This is a genomic window from Paenibacillus sp. RC84, from assembly GCF_041260495.1.
Taxonomy (GTDB): Bacteria; Bacillota; Bacilli; order Paenibacillales; family NBRC-103111; genus Paenibacillus_F.
Genome location: NZ_JBGBYL010000005.1, coordinates 138,690 through 161,200, shown reverse-complemented (window position 1 = coordinate 161,200; position 22,511 = coordinate 138,690). Strand labels below are relative to the sequence as shown.

Annotated in this window: 20 protein-coding genes; 5 read left to right on the top strand and 15 right to left on the bottom strand. The window is 55.5% G+C overall.

What is annotated here, in order from left to right:
• Window positions 1-30 precede the first annotated feature (30 nt).
• From ABH899_RS13320 to ABH899_RS13305, 4 genes are all read right to left on the bottom strand, one after another.
• Complete coding sequence (locus tag ABH899_RS13320) at window positions 31-1,029, bottom strand: TolB family protein (protein WP_369996809.1); 999 nt, start codon at window positions 1,027-1,029, stop codon at window positions 31-33.
• Window positions 1,030-1,161: 132 nt separating this feature from the next.
• Window positions 1,162-2,574: a sensor histidine kinase gene (locus ABH899_RS13315; RefSeq protein ID WP_369996806.1), complete on the bottom strand. Its 1,413-nt coding sequence runs from the start codon at window positions 2,572-2,574 to the stop codon at window positions 1,162-1,164.
• Window positions 2,565-3,260, bottom strand: coding sequence for a response regulator transcription factor (locus ABH899_RS13310; protein ID WP_369996804.1), 696 nt, complete (start codon window positions 3,258-3,260; stop codon window positions 2,565-2,567). The genes ABH899_RS13315 and ABH899_RS13310 overlap by 10 nt, the downstream gene beginning before the upstream one ends.
• 260 nt (window positions 3,261-3,520) lie before the next feature.
• A complete protein-coding gene (locus ABH899_RS13305; RefSeq protein WP_016423425.1) occupies window positions 3,521-3,694 on the bottom strand; it encodes a hypothetical protein in 174 nt (57 codons plus the stop codon).
• Window positions 3,695-4,024: 330 nt separating this feature from the next.
• Here ABH899_RS13305 and ABH899_RS13300 point away from each other — a divergent pair, with 330 nt between their 5' ends.
• Complete coding sequence (locus ABH899_RS13300) at window positions 4,025-4,627, top strand: nitroreductase family protein (RefSeq protein WP_369996801.1); 603 nt, start codon at window positions 4,025-4,027, stop codon at window positions 4,625-4,627.
• Between the two features lie 250 nt (window positions 4,628-4,877).
• Here ABH899_RS13300 and ABH899_RS13295 read toward each other — a convergent pair whose 3' ends face one another.
• A complete protein-coding gene (locus ABH899_RS13295; RefSeq protein WP_231392001.1) occupies window positions 4,878-5,021 on the bottom strand; it encodes a zinc-binding dehydrogenase in 144 nt (47 codons plus the stop codon).
• Window positions 5,022-5,230: 209 nt separating this feature from the next.
• On the opposite strand from ABH899_RS13295, the gene ABH899_RS13290 reads away from it, so the two are divergent.
• Together ABH899_RS13290 and ABH899_RS13285 are read left to right on the top strand one after the other, a co-directional pair.
• Entirely contained in the window at window positions 5,231-5,584 is a 354-nt protein-coding gene (locus tag ABH899_RS13290) for a PadR family transcriptional regulator (RefSeq protein ID WP_483312620.1), read from the top strand.
• The gene (locus tag ABH899_RS13285) at window positions 5,565-6,773 is read left to right on the top strand and encodes a DUF2812 domain-containing protein (RefSeq protein ID WP_369996797.1); all 1,209 of its coding nucleotides are present in this window, start codon (window positions 5,565-5,567) and stop codon (window positions 6,771-6,773) included. The genes ABH899_RS13290 and ABH899_RS13285 overlap by 20 nt, the downstream gene beginning before the upstream one ends.
• Before the next feature lie 190 nt (window positions 6,774-6,963).
• On the opposite strand, the gene ABH899_RS13280 is transcribed toward ABH899_RS13285, so the two are convergent.
• From ABH899_RS13280 to ABH899_RS13270, 3 genes are all read right to left on the bottom strand, one after another.
• The gene (locus ABH899_RS13280; RefSeq protein WP_369996794.1) at window positions 6,964-7,752 is read right to left on the bottom strand and encodes a MerR family transcriptional regulator; all 789 of its coding nucleotides are present in this window, start codon (window positions 7,750-7,752) and stop codon (window positions 6,964-6,966) included.
• Between the two features lie 45 nt (window positions 7,753-7,797).
• Entirely contained in the window at window positions 7,798-11,148 is a 3,351-nt protein-coding gene (locus tag ABH899_RS13275; RefSeq protein ID WP_369996791.1) for a DEAD/DEAH box helicase, read from the bottom strand.
• Window positions 11,149-11,458: 310 nt separating this feature from the next.
• Window positions 11,459-13,903: a heavy metal translocating P-type ATPase gene (locus tag ABH899_RS13270; RefSeq protein WP_369996788.1), complete on the bottom strand. Its 2,445-nt coding sequence runs from the start codon at window positions 13,901-13,903 to the stop codon at window positions 11,459-11,461.
• Between the two features lie 255 nt (window positions 13,904-14,158).
• On the opposite strand from ABH899_RS13270, the gene ABH899_RS13265 reads away from it, so the two are divergent.
• Window positions 14,159-15,418, top strand: coding sequence for a WD40/YVTN/BNR-like repeat-containing protein (locus ABH899_RS13265; RefSeq protein ID WP_369996785.1), 1,260 nt, complete (start codon window positions 14,159-14,161; stop codon window positions 15,416-15,418).
• 92 nt (window positions 15,419-15,510) lie between these two features.
• Here ABH899_RS13265 and ABH899_RS13260 read toward each other — a convergent pair whose 3' ends face one another.
• The 6 genes from ABH899_RS13260 to ABH899_RS13235 all read right to left on the bottom strand — a co-directional run bounded on the left by ABH899_RS13260 (window position 15,511) and on the right by ABH899_RS13235 (window position 20,104).
• Entirely contained in the window at window positions 15,511-16,230 is a 720-nt protein-coding gene (locus ABH899_RS13260) for an AAA family ATPase (RefSeq protein WP_369996783.1), read from the bottom strand.
• 338 nt (window positions 16,231-16,568) lie between these two features.
• Complete coding sequence (locus ABH899_RS13255) at window positions 16,569-16,952, bottom strand: (2Fe-2S) ferredoxin domain-containing protein (RefSeq protein WP_369996780.1); 384 nt, start codon at window positions 16,950-16,952, stop codon at window positions 16,569-16,571.
• Window positions 16,953-17,112: 160 nt separating this feature from the next.
• A complete protein-coding gene (locus ABH899_RS13250) occupies window positions 17,113-17,370 on the bottom strand; it encodes a DUF4083 family protein (protein WP_009672822.1) in 258 nt (85 codons plus the stop codon).
• Between the two features lie 78 nt (window positions 17,371-17,448).
• Complete coding sequence (locus tag ABH899_RS13245; protein WP_369996776.1) at window positions 17,449-17,835, bottom strand: VOC family protein; 387 nt, start codon at window positions 17,833-17,835, stop codon at window positions 17,449-17,451.
• Window positions 17,836-17,998: 163 nt separating this feature from the next.
• The gene (locus ABH899_RS13240; RefSeq protein WP_369996773.1) at window positions 17,999-18,556 is read right to left on the bottom strand and encodes an MFS transporter; all 558 of its coding nucleotides are present in this window, start codon (window positions 18,554-18,556) and stop codon (window positions 17,999-18,001) included.
• Window positions 18,557-20,104 carry an FAD-binding oxidoreductase gene (locus ABH899_RS13235; protein WP_369996771.1) on the bottom strand — a complete coding sequence of 516 codons (1,548 nt, stop codon included), beginning with the start codon at window positions 20,102-20,104 and terminating at the stop codon, window positions 18,557-18,559.
• A 227-nt stretch (window positions 20,105-20,331) separates the two neighbouring features.
• On the opposite strand from ABH899_RS13235, the gene ABH899_RS13230 reads away from it, so the two are divergent.
• Window positions 20,332-21,225 (top strand): DUF2268 domain-containing putative Zn-dependent protease, encoded by an 894-nt coding sequence (locus ABH899_RS13230; RefSeq protein ID WP_369996768.1) that lies wholly within the window; start codon window positions 20,332-20,334, stop codon window positions 21,223-21,225.
• A 39-nt stretch (window positions 21,226-21,264) separates the two neighbouring features.
• On the opposite strand, the gene fabF is transcribed toward ABH899_RS13230, so the two are convergent.
• Window positions 21,265-22,503, bottom strand: coding sequence for a beta-ketoacyl-ACP synthase II (gene fabF, locus ABH899_RS13225; protein ID WP_369996765.1), 1,239 nt, complete (start codon window positions 22,501-22,503; stop codon window positions 21,265-21,267).
• Between the last annotated feature and the right edge of the window lie 8 nt (window positions 22,504-22,511).

Sequence of the window (22,511 nt, the reverse complement as noted above, 5' to 3'; positions counted from 1 at the left end):
TCTCTCTTCACTCTTTCTGTGTCTGACTGCTTATTTTAACTGATAGATGGTCGTGAACATGTTGTCCGTGATGTCGCCGGACAGAACTTCACTGACCATGAAGGAAGTACCCGAAGGACTCCAGTCAATGACGCTCTTTAAATTAGGCTTATACGAGACGGGGATCATCCGGCCCGAGTCCGCGTTCATCACGTAAAGCCCCGTCATCCCCTGATCGGGGCTAAATACGGAGAAGGCGATCCGGCTTCCGTCCGGCGACCACGACAGCTGCTGCAGGAGGCGTCCCCTCGCTGCCGTCTTCTCACTGCCGCCCCGCACGGCATCGGCCAATACGAGCGCGTTTTGATCGGGTCCGGTTCCGCTGACCAGGGCGATCTGCCTCCCGTCCGGAGACAGCGCGAAGTCGGACACTCCGCTTCGGGTCGAGACCCGGGCGCCGCCTCCATCCGTGTCCGTGACGGTCAGCTCCCGTTCGCCGCTCAGGACATACAGCCGGCCGGCTTTTAATGCGGCTTTAACGATACCGGACTCCACGTTCTCGTGTTCTACGGGTGTCATTTCGCCGTCGGCGCCGAATCGGACGAGCCGCCCTTGCGGCTCCGTTAGCACAGCCAGATACGACTTGTTGTCTATCCACGCTCCCGGGAACTCCCGGGTTTGCGGCCCGGTGCGTATAATCCGGCCGGTTTCCAAATTGTACAAATCCGCGGCTCCCTCATACCGGTGATACACCCAGGCATTCTTCCCGTCCGGCGCCATCCGCGCCCCTGTCGCTCCCTTTATCCCCGTATCGCGGATCTTGTCTCCCGCAAGATTCCGGAACTCCAGGGGAGCGCCGACCAGGGAAGCACCCGAAATGCCGATAAGTTCGCCCTGCGGGCTCCAGCCCATCCCATAGAACTGATCCAGGCGCTGAATTCCCGCCAGCACGGTGTGCCCGCCGGTCTCGGCGGCCGGCGGATCCACGACGGTTACCGACGGGGAAGGCGAACGATCGCATCCCGGGGCGGCTGCAAGCAGGAACATCATTCCCGCCCATACGGCCAGCCGCTTACCGATTCTGCCGAGCTTCAGAATGATGTCCTCCTTTCAAGCTCTACCTAGAATATAACCCTCAAAGTTTTCCGCAAGATTTCAACTTGTTTCGAACTTGTAAATGTTTCAGCCAAACTTTTCATCGTCCCCTGCCGGAAAAGTCACGATAAAAGAAACCCCGCCTTCAGCGGGATGTTCAACCCGGATTTGCCCGTGCTGCTTGTTTACAAGCTGCCTGACGAGCGACAGCCCGAGGCCGCTGCCTCCCGACTTTCTGGCCCGGTCCCTATTCACCGTATAAAAAGGCTCAAAAATCCGTTCTCTGCGGTCCTCCGGTATGCCGACTCCGGTATCGGTGAACTCGACCTCGACTCCGCCCTCCTCCGTGATCCGGCTGCGGATCAGAACGGTCCCGTTCTCGACGTTGTACTTAATGGCATTGTCCAGCAGATTAAGAAAAATCTGAATCAGGCTTTCCCTGTCCGCCCACAGTTCCGCGGGAACAAGCGCATGGGAAACGGTCACGCCGAACTTCTCCGCTTTCCCTCTCATCCGGGAGGAAAGATCCTCCAGAAGCGAGTCGATCCGGATTTTCTCCGGCTGCTGTTCGAATTCATACTTATCCAGCGCCGCCAGCTTCAGCACTTTCTCCACCAGTTCGTAGAGCCGCGCCGCTTCCTTGTCGATGACGTCCCGCGCCTCCCGGACCAATCCGGGATCGTCCTCGTACATATGAAGCAGATCCGTGTAAGCCCGGATGGAGGTCAGCGGCGTTTTCAGCTCATGGCTGATGTTGTTGATAAAATGCTGTTGTGTCCGCAAACTGCCCTGTATGGCGCGGCTCATTTCATAAATGCCGTCGCTGAGCGAGCCCAGCTCGTCTTCGCGCCGGAAGGGCGGAGCGTCGATAAAATCCCCGACCCGGATGTCGTCGGCCGCTTCTTTCAGCCGCCGGATCGCCTTCGCCTGACGGTTCATATACAGGAGACCGAGGACAAAACTGAACAGCAAGACGCCGCTGCCCGCTATCAGAAAGGAATTTTGCAAATTCCGGTAAAACGCGTTCTGGGCCGCCAGCGACACCTGAAAATGCAGGACGCCGATCTGTCCGTCGGGACCTCCCGCCGGCGCCAAATAATCCTCGGTATCCCCCAGGACCCGGTAGACGATCTTATTGTTCAGGGCATACGAAATCACGCCGCTCACGTCCGGGGATTCCGCCATCGGAAGCGAATCTCCCGTTCCGGCGCCCGTCATATCGTAGAGCAGGAACCTCATGCCGCTCGCCGCACCGATTTCGACGGCCAGATTTTGTCCCTGCAGCTGCATAAATGTTTGAGGATCGAAGCGCGTCCCCGTCACAACCTGCTGTCCGATCCGATTGTTCGCGATGTCGGCCTGCCGGTTCAGCGTCTTCTCCATCTCTTCTTTCTGATACCTGTGTACGCCGTTCAACACGAGCACGCTGAGCACGCCGACGGCAAAGAGAAGCAGCGCGGCGATAAACAGCGCAAACTTCCATTTTAAGCTTATCCGCATGGTACTTCCCCGACGGCTTTATACCCGACCCCGTAGACGGTCTGGAGCACGTGCTGGTACGGTTCGCCGAGCTTGGTTCTCAGCCTTTGCACGTGGATATCGACGGTCCCCGTTCCACCGGCGTATTCCATTCCCCATACGAGATCCAGCAATTCTTCGCGCGAAAAAGCCCTTTTTAAATTCGAAAGCAGCAGGGCAAGCAGATCGAATTCCTTGGGAGTAAGCGTCAGCGCTGCCCCTCTCAAACTCACAAGCCGCTGCTCGGGATGCAGGCTCAGCTCTCCGATCGTCAGAACGGCGGGTTCTTCGCCGTTTCCGTTTTTATCCAGCCGTCTGCATAAGGCTCTTACGCGGGCAATCAGCTCCCTTAAGTCGAACGGCTTCGTCATATAATCGTCTGCGCCCAATTCGAGTCCGAGAATTTTATCCACAATATCGTTTTTTACCGTAAGAAGCAGAATGCCGAGGTTTTTGCGGTTTTCCAGTTTTCTGCACACTTCAAAACCCGTCAGCCGGGGCATCATGACGTCCATAACCAGTACATGAGGCCGGAACGATTCCGTTTTGCGCAGAGCCTCTTCCCCGTCCGCCGCCGTTTCCACGACAAACCCTTCCCGTTTGAGGCCGTATGCGATTGCACTCGTAATCGTCTGCTCATCATCTGCAACAAGAATTTTATAGTCCATGCCGTTCCTCCGATTTCGCTCCGAACTTTTCTCTATTATACACGAGCAAGCTGACCCGGCACGTCAAGAAGATGCAGCCTTGCGAGACCCATTCCGTAAGCTGCTAAAGATTGCTTTGCCCGTCGCCGGAGCAGATGCCGTGAATTGCCGGAGATCCCTCAGACTAAACATGCTTACCCTTGCGTAAAAAAAGAAAAACCATGACCGCTGGCGGCCAAGGTTCTTAGTGGCAGGACTTCTTGGACAGGAAAGGAAGCGGATTATTCCCCTTGTCCTTCAGACGGATTTATAATTCCGCAGGACCCCGGGTACCCGTCGTTTGCTCTCATTTCGTCCAAATGCTCGCGCATTTCGGGATCGCCGGGAAGATCGGCCGTCAATTTAACCGGCGGCTGCCTGAATTCCACGCGGCCTTTAGGATGCTTGTCACTCATCTCTTTATTCTCCCTTCACTTGTAACAGTTTTCTTTGTAGTTTACCTGGCCCGGAAAAAAACTATTCGGGAAAAGAGTCCCGGCACGGAGTCTTCTTTCCACACCGTTACGGCGCTTCCGGCAAGCGGCGCGGCGTCGCAACATGACGTTGGTCAGTTACATGGGTTTGCCTGGCTCACAACGGCATCCAGCGGCCCGACTGCGTTGCCGCAGCCATCGGCTGAGATTCGACGGGTGAGGCCCAAATAACCCCCGGTTGACATCTCGGTCGTCCCCGCCTATGCTTGAATCATTGAGAATATTTATCAATGGAAAAGGAAGGTGGCAGCCATGCCAACGGATATGAACCTGACCGACGCTATCAGCGGCCGGAGATCCATCGGAAGAGTGAAAGACGAGCCGATTCCGCGGGAAATCATCGAGGAGCTGCTGGAAGCGGCCAACTGGGCGCCGAGCCACCGCTGCACGGAGCCGTGGCGCTTCTTCGTCATGACGGGAGCCGGACGCGGCGTCCTGGCTGAAGCCTACGCCGACGTCGCGGCCGAAGGCTCCGGCGCTTCCGGCGAAGCGCTGGAGGAACTGCGGGCCAAGCAGGGCAGCAAGGCGTACCGCGCCCCGGTCATCATCGGCGTAGCCGTCTCTCCCTCCGAGGATCCGGCCGTGAACCGGATGGAGGAGTTCGCCGCCGCCCACTCCGCGGTGCAGAACATGCTGCTGGCGGCGCACGGGCTGGGGCTTGCCGCCATCTGGCGGTCCGGGGATCCCATGTACCATCCCCGGATGAAAGCGGCTTTCGGCTTGCGGGAACAAGACGAGATGGTTGCCCTCGTGTACGTGGGTTACCCGCAGACTGCGCCGCAGGCCGGCAAAAGAAACCCCGTGCAGGAGAAAACCGTCTGGATCACGGAAGGTTCCGAGTCCGCGGCCGAGTAGCGACCGCCTCCCGCTTCGGGCGGGAAGCTTCGCACCTGTGAACAACGGCCTAACGGCCGGGTTCAAAAGACGACGACGCATCGGGCATTACCCGGGGCAAGCAGGAACATGCGATTTGGGCCGGCAGGCATCGCATTTCCCCGGACGTCCGGCTTTGCCGGCTTTCTCGCCTGTCGGCAGAAGAACGAACCGCCGCATCAATAAATAGCCTCCGTCTCCCCTTTCGGGACAGACGGAGGCTATTTGGCCGTTAGCGGGGCGCCCGGACATCGAGCAGCACGTTGCCTGTGCTCTGCCTGCTTCGGGCCCGCGCGTGAGCGGCTGCCGCTTCCTCAAGCGGAAATCTGCGGCCGATCGCGATGTTCAGCTTGCCTTCGGCCAAGAACCGGAACACCCGCTCGGCAGGCTCCTTGAGCAAATGCGGCCGCTTGCTGCAGTCGTACCCAGGCTGAAGCCGGGAACCGAACGGCAGCTCGCGTGGAGGTCAGCCGTCTTGAACGTTCCGGCTGTATTTTATTGTTGAGCATTATGTCGCGTCGTGATATAGTCGAGACACGACATATATACCTGTGACATAGTCAAACGGGTACAAAGACAAGGGAGGTGGATATTCTGGACACTGAAAAAGTGCTGAAAAAGTATGTACCCATGACAGAAACGGCGTTTTATATTCTCCTATCTTTAGCTGAACCGCGTCACGGATATGGAATTGTTAAACATGTGGAAGCAATCTCCAATTCACGAATTCGATTAGGTTCAGGCACCGTATACGGAACTTTAACGAAAATGCAAAAAGACGGGATTATAACCGTATTTTCCGACGAGGAAAGAAAAACGGTATACGAAGTGACTGAGCTTGGACATAAATTAATCACTGCTGAGATCGATAGGCTTAAAGAGCTGTACCAGAATGCACTGAAATACGGGGAGGGTTTTTATGAGGACAAAAGTATTTAGGCCATTCTGGAGCTACGATGTGCAGAAAACCGAAGAGTGGCTCTCATCTATGACAGAAAAGGGTCATGAATTAGTAAAAATAAATCGAGGAACACGGCATTTTTTCTTTCAGCAAGGCGAGCCGAGAAAAAGAACGTACAGGATCGGGTTCAATAACATTCAAACCAATTCGCTGTCTAGAGCTTTATTAGATGATGGATGGGTGAAGATTTCGCAGAGTGGAAACTGGTATGTAACGGCGAATGAACAGCCTCTGGAACAAATTAAGACCTTCCCAGTACGTGAAGGTATAGTCAAACATAATAAGACCATCCTGTACATTTTCGCGAGTATTTTAATCTATTTAACGGCCATTGCTCTATTTAATCTTATCCTCGGTTCGGTAATATTTTTCCAAGATGTACCCGGTCATTTTGTCGAAAGTCCTCTTTGGATTTTAACCTACTTTTTAATAGGCATTGGAATTGCGCTATGGGTACTTACCCTTTATTCTGTTATTAAAATTAATAAGACAAACAAGAAATTGATCGGAGAAAACATACAAAGAAAGGAACTGCTGGGGAGGCAGCAAGTTGATAGAAGGCTAAGCAAGGATGAAGAGAAGCGGTTAAGACGTTCAGGTCAACTAATTGTTAAGAGAAGATTGGGATGGATGTATGCTCCGGATAAGCTTGAAAAGTGGCTCGAAGCAATGGAAGAACACGGACTTAATCTTTATCGTGTCGGTAAAACAGGAACCGTTTTTTATTTTACAATGGGAAGTCCCCGTAAAGTAAGTTATTGCGCGGATTATCAAACTATTGCAGATGAAGGCTACTTCGACATTCACAGAGATGCCGGCTGGAAGAGTGCTTTTATTTCCACCTCATCTATTCAAAAATGGACCCTATGGAGCCGTGAATATTCAATGGACGAGGAACAGCCACAAATCTACAGTGATAAATCACATCAATTAAAACACGCTAGGCGCATAGCCATCACCTATTCTTGTATGTTTCTTCCATTAATGATTTTATATATTTTTATCATAGGGGCTAATATTCACCTGATGTCCAATCACAATCTGGATAAATTGCAGATTATAAACATGATCTTGTTTGTAGTCTTAATTCTAATTTTGGGTTCATTCTCAATCAGAACTTGGCTGTATTACAGGCGACTAAGTAAGCGTTATAAGTACAATTTCTGACCTTGAAAAATCGAAGAACGTTAGGTGAACATCACTCATCTTCGATTACGAAAACCGGATTCCCTTGTAGTGTTAGAGGAACCCGGTTTTTTATGCAATAAATTGCTTAACGTACGTTTTTCGCGTTTTGTTGGCGGTACCCCAGCAAGAAAATAGACCCGAACCCCGCCGGGCCCGGATCTCTTTGATTCTAACGGTTTGCGCGGTCTTCCCCCGCTCCCTCCAGCCGGTCGCAATAAATATGCATCGCTTCTTTCAGGAAAGCGGAGAGTCCGGCCCCGTGCCGGTCAATGTTGGCCGTGAAGCGTTCATCGGCGACATACAAGTCGCCGAGTCCCCGGAAAATTTCCGGCGTACAGTCGTAGAAATGGCCCGTAATCCACTGCCGGAGTTCGGCTGCCGCTTCCTGAGCCTGCGGGCTTGACGGGCCTTCCGCCATTGCGGCTGCGGCTTTGGCATAAATCCGCTCGGACTGCCCCATGATATCCGCCCACTGTTCCTTTGTATAGGAACCTGCGCGTTTCTCCACGGCGTCCATCGTTTGACTTCCGTACTTTTCGCGCGCTTCGGCGGCATATTTTTTCTTATGCTCTTCCAGCGGGGTGCGGTCGAAGCTTTCGAATAATTGTTCTTTTCTCATCGGAATACCTCCCTCGACAGAAGCAATCGTTCTGTCCACGGTTTCGATGATGTCTTCCAGCCGCTTCTTCTTGCGGAGAAGCAGCTCCTTGTGTCCGATCAGCGCACGTTTACGGTCAAAATCGGGATTCTCCAGCATCGCCTTGATCTCCTGTAGGGCAAAGCCGATTTCTTTGAAAAACAAAATCTGCTGAAGGCGTTCCAGATTCCGGTCCGTATACAGCCGGTAGCCGGCGGCGTTGACCGAGTCGGGTACAAGCAGGCCGATTTCGTCGTAATGATGAAGCGTGCGTACGCTCACGCCCACCAGATCCGCCACTTCCTTCACCTTATACGCCACAACATCACCTCGTTATGAACTTTACACGATCACGTAACGTGAGGGTCAATCCCCGTTTTCGCCTATTTCCATCTTTTCGTCCAGCATCAGGATGTCGCGAATCTCCTGTTCCGTCATCGTGGACACCGATTCTTCCCCCGGACGGATCACTTCCTCGATCAGCGTGCGCTTTCTCTGCTGAAGCTGAAACATTTTCTCCTCGACCGTACCCTGGCTGACCAGGCGGATCACTTGCACCACTTTCTTCTGGCCCATCCGGTAAGCCCGGTCCGCAGCCTGCTGCTCGACAGCCGGGTTCCACCACAAATCATACAAAATAACCGTGTCCGCTCCCGTCAGGTTAAGTCCGGTTCCCCCCGCTTTCAGCGAAATGAGGAAGACTTCTTTCTCCCCTTCGTTAAAACGGCTGCAAAGCTCTACCCGCTCGCTTCCCTTCGTTTTGCCGTCGAGGTAAAAATGCGGCACCCCTTCGTAGCCGAGTTCCCGGGAAATGAGGCCGAGCATTTCGGTGAACTGCGAGAAAATCAGCATGCGCTTGCCCGCGCTGCGGCATTCCTCTACGATCTCCAGCAGCTGCTCGAACTTGGCCGAGCTTCCCTCGTAACCGTCGACGAACAAAGCGGGATGGCAGCAAATCTGGCGAAGCCGGGTCAAGCCGGCGAGGATACGGATGCGGTTCTGCTGGAAGCTTTCTTCGTGGAGATGCTTGAGCGTCTCATGCCGGAGCTTCGCCAGAAAAGCGGTATACAGCTTCTTCTGCTCCGGCAGCAGCTCCGACGCCTGCACGGTTTCGATTTTATCCGGCAGCTCCTTGAGCACATCGGTTTTGAGCCTGCGCAGCAGAAACGGTCTGGCTCGCCGGGCCACCGCCTCCCGAGACAGCTCGTTAAACGCCTGCCGGGCGGGAAACAGCCCGGGAAAGACCGCGTCGAAGATCGACCACAGTTCTTCGAGCTTGTTTTCTACCGGCGTGCCGGTCAGGGCAAAACGGTAGGCCGCCTTTATTTGTTTGACGGACTGGGCGGTCTGGGTCGTATAGTTTTTGAACATCTGCGCCTCGTCGAGAATCAGCGTATGAAACGACTCTTTCGCGTAAAGATCCGTGTCCCGCCTCAGCAGCGGATACGAAGTAAGAATGACATCCGCCTTCGATCCTTTGCGCAGAGCACGGCTGCGCTGCGTTTTCGTCCCGTCGGCGATGACCGCTCGGATTTCCGGTGCGAATTTTTTGAGTTCGTGAAGCCAGTTGTACACCAGTGATGCCGGGGAAACGATCAGCGCGGGCTGTTTCTTTTTCCGGATATCCGGCAGAACGGATACAAGAAAAGCAATGCTCTGAATCGTTTTGCCGAGCCCCATATCGTCCGCCAGAATTCCGCCGAAATGGTAATGAGCCAACGTTTTCATCCATTGGTAACCGAATTTCTGGTAATCCCTCAGAATGGGAGAAAGCCGCTCCGGCACCGGGAAATCCAGGTTGTCCGGATTCCGCATATTTTCCAGCAAACGCCGGAACGACTTACCGAGTTTAACGGAACTGCCTCTTTCCCGCGCGTCCGTCAAATGCAATCCGCGGTTAACCGGCAGACGGAATCCCGTATCCGTCATGTCGCCTTTTCCCGCTCCGGCCTCATTCATCAGTGCGATAATCTCCTGGAACTCGGCGCTTTCCAGAGGAACAAGGGAGCCGTTCGGCAGCCGGTGATACTTTCTTTTGACCTGCATGGACCGGATCAGATTCCGGATTTCGGCTTCCGGCAGACCGAGCAGCTCGAATTTGAACTCGAGCCAGTCGGTGCGCTCGTCCACTTCTACCGTAATCTGAGGCGGAAAGCCGGTATACAGCCTTTCTTTTACGGCGGAGGTCGCATATATATCCAGCAGCCGCTCGAGCAGGGGAACCGTATGATACAGGAAATCATACTCCGCTTCCTCGTCGTCCCAGAAATAGCCGCCTTCCGTCTTCGCGAACGAGTTCTGTTCCATGAGGCGGATGATGGTTTCCTCTTTCTCGGTGTCCCGCATGACAATATAGTCGGTCCCGCGCTGCCGGCCGGCTTCCTCCAGCGGATTAAGGATCACATTGCCGTAGTGGAATTCCAGACCCGCCAGCAGCCGGTCCCTGACCCGGTCCAGATACAGCTTCGCCTTGAGCGGCGTCTGGTAAATCCGGTCCGACACGGAGGGAGCGATCCGGACCTGCCCGAGCTTCATCAGTCCGGGAACCACTTTCTCCATGAACGGCTCCATCTGGCCCGGCGTAATGGTCAGGCGGTTCCGGTGCGCCGTCTCCATCAGGCGCTTCAGCTCCGCCAGCCGCTTGCAGTGGTGAGCCGGAAGCTCCAGCAGTTCGCCTTGGTGCAGGACGATTCCGTACGTTTCCATCACCGTAATGCGGTCCAGGCCCTGCACGTCCATCCGGTAGCCGTCCGTTTCCGACCGGTCAAAATCGAATTGGAGCGGCAGCGGATCGCCCGACACCCGTATGCCGTCGTATACTCCTTCCGCCAGCTCCAGCTTGACGCCCGGGGCATGAGCGAGCAGCGGCTGCAGCGTCGTCCACGAAAACGGCGGAATAAGCAGCATCCGCTCGCCTCCCGTAAATGCCTTCGCGGAGGATGCGGACGAATACCCGGTTTCCCTGTACAAACTCTCGTTCTGGTAAATCTTGATGAGCTGCCGCAGAACGTCATCATGCTCCTGCCGGAAACCGTGAAGATTCGGCTCATACGTGAACACTCTGGAAAATTCGTACGCTTCCCTGCGGTCGAGCCGCTCCAGGAAATCTCTTATTTTTTGTACGATATAGACTCTTTTCGGCCCGATTTTCAGTTCGGCGGCGAACATGACTTTACGATACCCGTAGGCGAAAGGCCGGATCACGATTTCCAGATCCAGCATCTCCCTCTCATCCCGCGTAAAACGGGTACTCCCCGGCCGCCTGCTTCCTCCGAAAAGCCCCAGCATGCTGCTGGTCAATTCGGTGTCATAAGGGGGAGCTTCCCCCTCTTGCCCGGGTTTCGGCAATCCGGAAGGATCGGCTGCACTTTCGCTCCGGCCTTCGGACGAGCGTTCAAGCAGAGCCGCACCTGGGAAATCCTTGTCCGTCCGGCTTGAATCCAGCAGCTTGAGCAGCACCGCCGCCGTATGCTTGCAGGATTGTCTGAAAGAAGGAAGCGACGGGCAGGTGCATTCCGCGTTGATGCCGCCTCCGGACAGCACGCTCACTTTTACGAGATAGCTCTCGCGGTCGTCCACGGTCGCCTCCACACTCTGCAGGACGGGATCATGGTAGGTAAAAACAACTTTCCCGGAGCGGTTCAGCGCCTCTCCTTTATCGTAAGCGGTCCGGCCGCATAACAGCTGGATCGCTTTGCGTGTCAATGCAGAACTCATCCGGTACTCCTTTCCGGCAAAAAAAATCTCTTTTTTTCCGTCCTGGTTCGGACGTCGTGTCCTCTTATGATACCAGAATGGACGGGAAAGAAAAGAAAGAGCCTTCCCGAAGCCGCATAGGTTTCAGGAAAGCTCTTTACAAGTGTTTTGTTCCGGCTCCCGTATGAGCGCGGATTCGACCGACCGCCGCGCAGGGCAGCAGCGAGCGCCTGGAATTCGCGCGCGTTGGAAAGGCCCGCGCCAGCCCGCGGATGGGCGGACAATGCTCTCACGGGAGCCGTACTTTCGTCCGGACCGGGGGCCGCGAGACTTACAACTTAACCCGCTGCAGCCTCAGCGCATTCAGCACGACGGACACCGAGCTGAGCGCCATGGCGGCTCCGGCGATCCACGGGGCAAGCAGGCCCAGTGCGGCGACCGGAATGCCGAGCGTGTTGTATCCGAGCGCCCAGAACAGGTTCTGACGGATGTTGCCCATCGTTCTGCGGCTCATATAGATCGCATCCGGGATCGAGTTGAGATCGCCGCGCATCAGGGTGACGTCCGCCGCCTCCATGGCGACATCCGTGCCGGTGCCGATCGCCATGCCGATATCCGCCTGCGCCAGCGCCGGAGCATCGTTGATGCCGTCGCCGACCATCGCCACCTTCTTGCCCTCGGCTTGAAGCTTCTTCACTTCCTCGGCTTTGCCTTCGGGAAGCACCTCCGCCCTTACCTGGTCGATTCCGACTTGGCGGGCGATCGCCTGAGCGGTGCGCTCGTTGTCGCCGGTAATCATGATGACTTCGATGCCCATTCCCTTCAGACGGGCAACGGCTTCTTTCGACGTTTCCTTGACGGTATCGGCGACCGCAACGAGCCCGGCATAGCTGCGATTGACCGCAACGAGCATGGCCGTTTTGCCTTCCTGCTCCAGCCGCGCCATCGTTTCGCCCGCATGCCCCGCATCTACCTCGTAGCGGCTCATCAGCTTGCGCGTTCCCGCCAGAACTTCCTGTCCGTCCACGACCGCGCGGATTCCGAAGCCGGGAATGGCTTCAAATTCGGACGAAGCCGGAACAGAGACGCCTCGTGCCGCAATCCCGCTGACGATCGCTTCCGCCAGAGGATGCTCCGAATTTTTCTCCGCGGCGCCCAGAAGCTCCAGGAACCGTCTCTCGTCCATCGAAGCGGTCAACACATCCGTAAGCTCGGGTTTGCCTTTCGTGACGGTTCCCGTTTTGTCCAGAATAATCGCGTCGATTCCGTGCGTGGATTCCAAATGCTCTCCGCCTTTGAAAAGAATCCCGAGCTCCGCCGCCCGTCCGGAACCCGCCATAATCGACGTCGGTGTCGCCAATCCCAGCGCGCAAGGGCAGGCAATGACGAGTATGGCGATCGCTTTTTCCAGCGCTCCCGCAAAATCGCCCGGCGTGACCCAGAAATACCAGATCACAAACGCCGCGAGCGCAATACCGACGACAATCGGTACGAAAATGCCGGATATGACGTCCGCCACGCGCTGGATCGGCGCTTTGGAGCCTTGGGCTTCCTCGACCACTTTAATAATTTGGGCCAAAGCGGTATCCTTGCCGACTTTGGTCGCCCGGATTCTCAGACTGCCGTTTTTGTTGAGCGTCGCCCCGATGACCGGATCTCCGGCCTTTTTGCCGACGGGCAGGCTCTCGCCGGTCAGCATCGACTCATCCACCGAAGAGCTGCCTTCCAGCACTTCTCCGTCCACCGGTATTTTCTCGCCGGGTTTGACCAAGACGATATCGCCGGCGATCACTTCTTCGACCGGCACCGCCGCTTCTTGGCCGTCCCGGATGACTAGCGCCGTTTTGGCCTGCAGTCCCATCAGCGATTTGATCGCTTCCGAGGTGCGGCCTTTGGCCAGCGACTCGAATAATTTGCCGAGCAGAACGAGCGTGATCAGGACCGCACTCGTTTCGTAATACATCTCCGGCCCGACGTGAACGCTGCCGCCGTGCCGCGCCCACTCTACGGTCAGATAGAGGCTGTAGAAATAAGCCGCGGAAGTTCCGAGCGACACAAGCACGTCCATGTTGGCGCTTTTGTTGCGCAGGGCCTTGTAAGCGCCCGTATAGAACTGGCGTCCGATATAAAACTGCACCGGGGTGGCCAGCGCAAGCTGGAACCACGGGTTCATAAACAAGTCGGGCAGCCAGAACCACGACATAAAGGAAAAGTGGCTGACCATCGACCAGAGCAGCGGCAGAGACAGAATCGCCGAGAGAATCAGCTTGCGCTTGTGCCGCTTAAGCTCCTCCTGCCGGTGTACCGCAGGGTCTCCCTGTTCCTGCTTGAGAAGAGCCTTGTAGCCCAGCTTCTCCACTTTGTGCTGCATATCGGCAGGCGTCACCTCGCCCGGCTCGTACTCGACATGCGCGGTTTCAAGCGCAAAGTTGACGGTTGCGGATGTGACGCCCGGCATTTTGGCAAGCCCTTTCTCAATCCGGTTGGCGCACGCTGCGCACGTCATTCCCTCCAGCTGAAAATCCACGGAATCCTTCACGGTGCTGTAGCCCAGCTTGCCGATTTTCTCTTCCAATTGTGCCGTATTCACCCGGGAAGGATCGTAGGTGACGGTCGCGCGTTCCAGAGCGAAATTCACATTAGCGGTTTGCACACCGTCGACTTTATTCAGCCCTTTCTCGATCCGGTTGGCACAAGCCGCACAGGTCATTCCCGCTATTTGCAAATTCGCCTGTTTCGTCGCCTCTTCTCCGGCCGCTTTCACGTTTGCTGCCATTCGAAACACCTCTTTCCGCCTCTGAAAATCTTCGTCTTATAAGATGAGAAAAGTCCCTCTTCTTCATTCGGTTAATTATAGTATACCCCCCTACCCTATATTTAGCAAGAGGCCTTCTCCATTTATTTCAAAAAAGTAACAATCCTTCGAAATGTGCTCCTTAAGCCGCGCGAAAGGGTAATAATGAAGAGAAGACGAAAGACGAACCAGACTACGGCATGTTGGAACAGCATGTATCGAAACGGAGTGATCGCTATGAACACGAAGAACCTTCCCGTCAAAAAAACCGCCTTCCTTGCGGTTCTCACGGCAGTATCCCTTACCGCCTGCAGCTCTATCGGCCCTGCGGCGGCGGGGGATCCGACCGGCAGCGGCAGTACAGCGGCATCGGCCGCCGCAAGCCCGGGTCCCGCTTCCGGAACGGCTGCTCCGGCAAGCGCAGCGCCTGTGCCTTCGGTTAAGCCGGATCAGATCCAGACCCGGTTGACCGATTTTCAGTTGATCTCGGATACGGCGGGTTTCGCCTGGGGAGAGACGAACGGCTCCCTGCGCTTATACCGCACCGATGACGGCGGACGAAACTGGACCCTCCTGAGTCCCTGGGACGACACGTTCAAAAGCGGAGCGCCTTTTGCGGGCGGCTCCCTCTACTTCCTGGACGCGCAGCACGGATGGACAGCCGCAGCGGATGACGGCCGAAAAACCGTGACCGCTTTTACGGCGGACGGCGGGCAGAGCTGGACCAAAGGTACGCTGGATAAGCCGACTTATGCCGCCGGTCTCTCCTTTGCCGATCCCCTGCACGGCTGGATGCTCACCTCTTCCGATGCGGCGATGGGCAAATCGGAGAAAACGCTGTACGCTACGGACAACGGCGGCAAGGACTGGAAACCGCTGACGAGCGTTTCCCTGGATAAGCCCGTGCCCGGAGCGCTGCCCCTGTCGGGACATGCATCCGGCATGACTTTCAAGGACGCCGCCAGCGGCTGGATTGCCCTCGCGAGCCATGAAGAAAAACCGGTCCTGTACCGCACACGGGACAGCGGGAAAACGTGGAACGTAGTTCCGATGAAGATTCCGCAGGAGTTGAATGATTCTTCGGTCACACTGGACGGGGCTCCCGTATTTTTCAAGGATGAACCGGACAAAGGCTGGATTCCCGTACGGACGGTGAGCGGCAATACGGAAAGCCGCGACGCTTACGTGACGAAGGACGGCGGGCAAACGTGGTCCTTTAAGCAAACCGGCATGCAAAACGCGCTCACTTTTGCGGACAGCTTGCACGGCTGGGGATTCAAGGATAAGGTTCTCCATGCCACTTCGGATGGCGGCACAACCTGGAACCCGGTTTCATCCGATCCGGTTTTGACGGATACGCTCAAAAATAATCCGAACGTGATCCGGCTCGGATTCGCCGGTCCGCAGACGGGCTGGCTGCTGCTCGGCTCGGAGGACGGCAAGAAATCGAAGCTGCTTAAGACGTCCGATGCAGGCAAGCATTGGATTTTGTTGTAGCTTTCCCCGTGGCCCTCAGCTGCAATCGCATAACCCCAAAAAGCAATCCTTCCTCTCGGACAGGATTGCTTTTTGAGGTTTGAACTCGCCGATCAATCCAGCAGTTCCTGGAGATAGAAGGAACGATTTTCCAGAAAGCGGCGGGTAATCCGGTAATGATCGGTTTCCTCATACGCAGTGAGGCGGACCGGCGATTCGTTGAAATTGTAGATGTCCGCATGAGGATAGCCCAGCAAAATAGGCGAATGAGTGGCGATTATAAGCTGCGACGTCCGGGCCAGTTCATGGATCATGCTCAGAAAAACGAGCTGGCGGGCCGGAGATAACGCGGCTTCCGGCTCATCGAGCAGATAGATGCCTCTTCTTCCGAAGCGGTTCTTGAACAGGGACAGAAAAGATTCGCCGTGCGACTGCTCATGAAGCGACCTGCCGCCGTAACTGTCATAAGCCCTGCGGTCTTCCCGCGCCAGTTCGTCGATATGACTGGCGAAATGATAGAACGACTCCGCCCGCAGAAAAAAACCCTCGTTCATCTTCGGCATCCAGGAGAGGCGCAAATAATCGCCCAGCTTTGCCTCCGACGAATCCAGCTCGTACAGATTGTTCCGGCTGCCTCCCGCCGTATTGAACCCGCATTGGTAAGCGATCGCTTCCATCAGGGTCGATTTGCCGGAGCCGTTCTCGCCGACGAAAAACGTGACGTTTTTATGGAATTTCAGCCGGTCGAGCTTATCGATCGCCGGAATATGAAACGGGTACTCGTGCGGATTCCGAATGTTCTCGTGCAGTTTGATCACTTCGTGCAGGTACATCGTAACGCTCCGTTCCGTTGCGGATGAATCCTAAGCCGGTGCGGTGGTAAAGCAGAAACTCATCCGCTGCTTTTTTAGCCTGCAGACTACTTCTCCTTCCGGCACGCAATCCCCTGCAATCCCACCCGTCAAAAAAACCGAAAAACCGGACTCTGCTGTGCAGAACCGGCTCTTCAGGTATTCCATAGCGCGAAGGAAAGCGATGAGGGCGTCAGCGGCGACGACCTGTCTGAGGACAGCCCGGCGAATTTCTTGCCATGCCGGACGGCTCGCTAGTAAGAAGCGTGTCCGCCTGCCTGCGCTTAATGCTGCGTTCAAATCGCTGCTGTTTCTTCCGCTTACTTCGTCTGTGCTTCTTTCCGCTTCGTCTTGCTCTGGCCTTCTTTCGTATCCGGTCTGGCCGCGAGTTCGTCGTCATAGGTATAGCTGATGTGTGCTTCCACTGGGCTTCCGCCGATCAGATGCTCACGGACAATGCGCCTCCCGATTTCAGGGGTCACCTCTTTGTACCATCCCCCCTCCGGGTACACGGTAATGACGCAGGCATCCTCGCATCTGCCCTGACAGCGCGTCCGGGTCGTATGGATCCGGCCATCCGCTTCCTGCAGCTTGATCTCATCGCGCATCGCCTCGACGACGTCTTCCGCTCCTTTTTTGGTACAGCTGCCCCCGTTGCAAAAGAAAAGATGATGTTTCATGCCGTTCAGATTCCAAGTTGTCATCATGGTCTCCTTTTATAAAATAGGAATTGGAAAATAATTAATTATTCGTAACTATTACGATAAAACGTATCGTACACAGATTTCGCGGATCTGTCAACGGATCCATCAAAAAAACCGCCTTCCCGCAAGGAGAAGACGGCCTTATGATTCGAGATCCGATTCAGTAACGCCGCTCATCCTCAGGCTCGTTAACTAAACGCTCCCGATCCTGATTCTTCTGCACGTTCTGCGGCTGCATGTCCAGCAAACGGTCCAGTTTCTCCTCGATTCTTTGCAGCTTGGTCAGTGTGAACAGTCTGCGGTTGACTCTAGTCCGGATAAACATCGATAAGCTGGTAATAAAAATAGCGATGAATCCGAAGATAACAAGCAAGTAAACGATGCTGGCCCAGGAAACGAACCCGATCGTGTCCATCATTTTTTGTTCAACCTCATTTCATTAAATCGGTCTTGAATCTTTCCGCTTGCGTCTTCCGGCCTTGCGGTCTATCGGCTTTCAGCCGATTTCTCTCGAAAGCACTTCAATCTCGTGTTTGTTGCGCTCCCCGTGCCCGATACGGAGCCGATGCCCGTCCAAATCGCGGATCACGAACTCTCTCATTCCCCAAGACTTGGACTGGATCTCCTCTATGAAATCCACCTTCTGCGTTTTCAAAAATTGATAGACTTGATCCGCGTTTCGGACAAAAAAATAAAGCGTCTGAACTTCGACCTTGTCCGATTTCGTAAAATGAACCTCGATATTCCCATTGTAGACCGATCCGTATGTATCTTCCAGAACCCAAGCCAGGTCAAACTTTAGCACGTCGCGGTAAAATTCAAGCGCCTTCAGTACATTTTTAACGGGCAGTACCGGTGCTTGATGCTGAATATATTTCTTCATTTTCTTCTCCTTATTATAGTGAGCGCAGATGCCTGTCTGTGCGTCTTTCCCGGATGATTCCCACGATCTACACCAATAAATTCAATCCAACTTCATAAGACTCGCTCCCGAAGAAAAATCAACCTCTTCCAGTATATGGTTTATCGTTAGCTGTTACAACTATTTATCTCGCCGCCTTTTTACGGGACGTTCCGCCGCGAAGCCGCCAGACCATCCAGGCGCTTGCCGCATACAAGAGTGCGCTTAAATAAAACAACACGTCGATCGTGAGCCAATCGATAAGATAACCTCCGGCCAGAACCGCGAATCCGGAAGAGACCGACGTCCAGAACTGATAGTTCCCCAGAGCGGGCCCTCTTGCTCCGCGGTCCGTATAATCGGCCAGCAGCAGCCTCTCGCTCATTCTCTGCATGGCGCCGCATATGCCCATCCCCGCCTGAAGCACGAGCACCCACGCGTAAGAACCGACCCAGGGAAAAGCCAGCATGGACGCCATCATCCCCAGCGAGCTAAGGGCCAGAATCTCTCTTCCGAAACGATCCAACCGCGGCCCCAAATAGCGGGATACCGCCGCGGAGCTGACGGTAAAAACCGCGAATGCAAGCCCGTACTTGGAATAACTGTTTCCCAGATTTTTCAGAAAAAGCAGGTAATACGGATAAATCATGCCGGATGCCAGCGTGATAACGCTTTGGAAGCGGATAAGCCACTGGATATTCATCTATTTATCCCCTTTGTAGGTCTCATAAAATTCGTTCATAAACAGATGACCGGGGTCCACCTCGTCTTTTTTACGGAAAAATTGCTCGTACCGCGGATAAACCGTGCGGAACTGTTCAACGCTCGGATAAGCGGCATAAGGCAAATAGTAGGTCCCTCCGCTCCGGATTACCTCGTCGATAATTCGCCGGATACCCGCTTTTAAACGCGTCTGAGCTTCTTCCGAAAGCGAAGTGTTAAACAGGCACACCAGAGCCAGCATATCGTCCTGTGCGTAGGACAACACGGCTTCTTCATCGCGGTTCACATACCGGACTGTAATGTTCAGCAAATTCAGGTCTTCTTCGAGCAGCACGCTGCGCAGACGGTCCACAAAACCGGCAAATTCGTCCACCGGAATAAAATATTCCTGAAGCAGGTCATTCTTCCCCGCCTCCCGGTATTCCATGAAAGCGGACTCCGAACGCATCGCGTTGTTTCTGGAGACAATCTCGTCCTGACGGTAGGAAAAATAATTCTTTTGCAGCGACCAGAACAAATTTTTGCCCCAATCCGAGCTGCGGTTCAAGTGAAACAGCACCTTGCTCGGCAAAACCACGTACTCGCGCGTATGAAGCCGGTTGTATTCGGACAGCTTCAGCGACGGATCGGCCGTGTACAGGGTGGCATACATATCCGTCAGAAAATGGTCCGGAGCTACCGAAATCCGCGCGATGCTCATACGGACGTCCGGGCTGCCTTTTACCCTTTCCTCGAAATAGGTGCCGAACTCATCCACCCGGGTTGCTTCCGTGGTCATCCGGTAAACCTCATCTTCCGCAAGAGTCAGCGTGACATCCAGGATCACGCCGAACAGGCCGTACCCGCCGAGCGCGTAGGGAAACAAATCCGCGTTTGCCGTCCGGCTGACCTCTTTGACGACGCCGTCCGCGGTCAGGAGCCGGAACGACTCGACGCTGCTGATCATAGAGCCGTTGCGGATATCCCGGCCGTGGGCATTGATGGAAACGGAGCCGCCGACGGTAAACAGGTTTTGGGACTGCATCGTTTTGACGGCCAGTCCGTATGGATGGACGAAATCCTGTACGTCTTTCCAGGTCGCCCCGGCCTGGACGCGGATTGTGCGGGCCACGGGATCGAAGGAAAGGACGCGATTGTACGGCGTCATATCCAAGACGATCCCATCCTTGTAATACGTATGGCCGCCCTGGCTGTGCCGCTGCCCCGCTACCGATACGCTCAGCTTCTTCGCCCTCGCTTCCTCCAGCAGCTCGACGAGCTGCTCCTCCTCACGGCCCTCCACGACACGTTCCACTTTAACCGGATGCAGACGGCTGTAGTCCGTAATGAGGTATGGATCCTGGTCCGGCGTACCGGTCCGGATATACGCCAGTAAGCAGAGGACAGCCAGCAGAACAAGAGCCGCCGATCTAACCGCAAAGCCGTTGAAAGCGCGTTTGCCGGAGGGTGCCGGATCGTTTGACGGAGCCTGTGCGTCCGGTAAGCTGCTTTTGAAATCTTCGTTTCGGGTCTTGCTCTTCTCCCGCATAATCCCCTCCAACCCTCACGTCTGTTGTTCCTTAGCCATGTATTCGACAGACTTCCATCTTATTCCTTTTCCTTTTATGTAAGACTATGTAAGATTTTATCTTTTTATATGACAAATAAAAGACAGCTCGCAGGAGCTGTCTCTAAACGCCGGATCTCTTTCCGTCTCCCCCTTGACCCTCACGTTACGTGATCGTTTAGACTGGCGGCAGGAGGTGGCTATCCCTTATGAAACTTGCCATAGAACCGACATTGAACCACTATGCCTGCCTGTATGACCTGCCTGAGGGCAAACGGGAAAATTATTTCCGTTATACGATGATGAAACCTTTCGAATCGATGTGGAACCTCATCGGGGTTCCGCTTAAAGCAGGGCAGCCCGGAGGCTATGACGTCCTGACCGCTTCGGGGATGCTCGGCTATCTCTCTGTCCAAGAGACGGAGACCGGCCTGGCGGCGCTGGAGAAACTCCGGCAGGCGAAAGCGGAGGAGACAGCCTTGTCCGCCCTGCGGCGCTGCATGAGCTTTGCCAAGCAGGCGGAGCTGCGGGTCCGCGCGGACGAGCTCCGGTTCGGCCTGTATCTCGCCGATCCCCTCAAGCTTGAGCTACAAGGAGGAACATGCGGATTCGGAGGCATTCCCGGATACATCCAGGTCATGCTTCATCCGACCGAATGGAATTTACCCCGGCTTCCCGCCGTCATTGCCCACGAATTCCATCATAATCTGCGGTTTTCCTATTTCGGCTGGGATCACGGAAATGTGACGCTGGGCGATTATCTCGTCATCGAAGGTCTTGCCGAGTCGTTTGCCCGCGAGCTGTTCGGCGACGAGCTGCTTGGCCCCTGGGTCACCTCTATGGAGCCGGACGACTTCGAATACTCGCTTCATGTGTTCAAAGACGCCCTGGCCCTCAAAGGGTTTGCCGAAGTCAGCAGCTACATGTTCGGAGACTTGTACGCCAGAGAGCAGGGGTATGCTCCTGCGGGCGTGTCCCCTTTTGCGGGGTATTCGGTCGGCTATGCCGCCGTTCAGGCTTTTCTCGGAGCGAACGATGTGACCATCGGTGAAGCGACTCTGCTGGGTACCGAAGAAATCCTCGGAAGCTGCGGGTTGTTCTGAACTAACTCCACAGGCAGCACACGACCATGGCCGGTCCGGCTACTCCCTGTATTTGCGCAGCACGATGACCGCATTGTGCCCGCCGAATCCGAACGAGTTCGAAAGACCGATTTCGAGCTCCGTTTTTCTCGCCGTGCCGGGAACATAATCCAGATCGCAGTCCGGGTCCCTTTGCTCCAGATTAATCGTCGGAGGAATGATGCCTTCCTGCAAAGTTTTGACGAGCGCGATCGCTTCCGCCCCGCCCGCGGCTCCGAGCATGTGGCCGGTCATCGATTTGTTGGCCGTGACGGGTATGCGGTAAGCGTCTTCTCCGAAGAGATTTTTGATCGCGCTCGTCTCGGACTTGTCCCCTACCCCCGTACTCGTCGCGTGCGCGCTGATGACATCCACCTCGCCAGGAGTAATTCCCGCGCTCGCCAGGGCCGATTTCATGGCCTGCTGCGCCCCTCTCCCCTCGGGATGAGTCGCCACCATGTGGTAGGCGTCCGAGCTTGCGCCGTATCCGGTCACTTCGGCGTAGATGCGGGCATTCCGGCGCCGGGCATGGCTCAGCGACTCCAGAATCAGGATGCCGGCCCCTTCGGCCATCACAAAGCCGTCTCTTCCCGCATCGAACGGGCGGCTCGCTTTCGCGGGCTCCTCGTTGCGCGTGGAGAGCGCCGTGGCGTTGCCGAAGCTAGACAGCGAAATTTCGCTGACGGCCGCTTCCGAGCCTCCGGCGATAATGACATCCGCATCGCCTGTGCGGATCGTGCGGAACGCTTCGCCGATGGCGGAGTTGCCGATGGAGCAGGCCGTAACCGGCGACATCGTCGGCCCGAGCGCCTGATGCCGGATCGAGATCATGGCCGCTGCCATGTTCGAGATCATCATCGGTACAAGCGTGGGGCTGACCCTCTCCGGCCCGCGCTCCAGCAGCACCCGGTTCTGCTCCAGCAGGGTGCCGATTCCGCCGATGCCGGAGCCCACGTACACCCCGACGCGCTCCCGGTCCGCCATGTCCAGATTCAGCTCCGCATCCAGCAGTGCCTGATCGGCGGCCGCCAAAGCGAACTGGCTGAAGCGGTCCATTTTTCTCGCTTCCTTGCGTCCGAATATCGCTTCTCCGTCAAAATCTCGCACAAGTCCGGCAATTTTCGATTTGTAGCGGGTCGTATCGAAGGTATCGATCCGGGAGATCCCCGACTGCCCCTGCACCAGACGTTCCCAAAACGGGGCCACCCCGTTGCCCAGCGGCGAAATGATGCCCATCCCTGTTATCACGACTCGTTTCATCGTATATC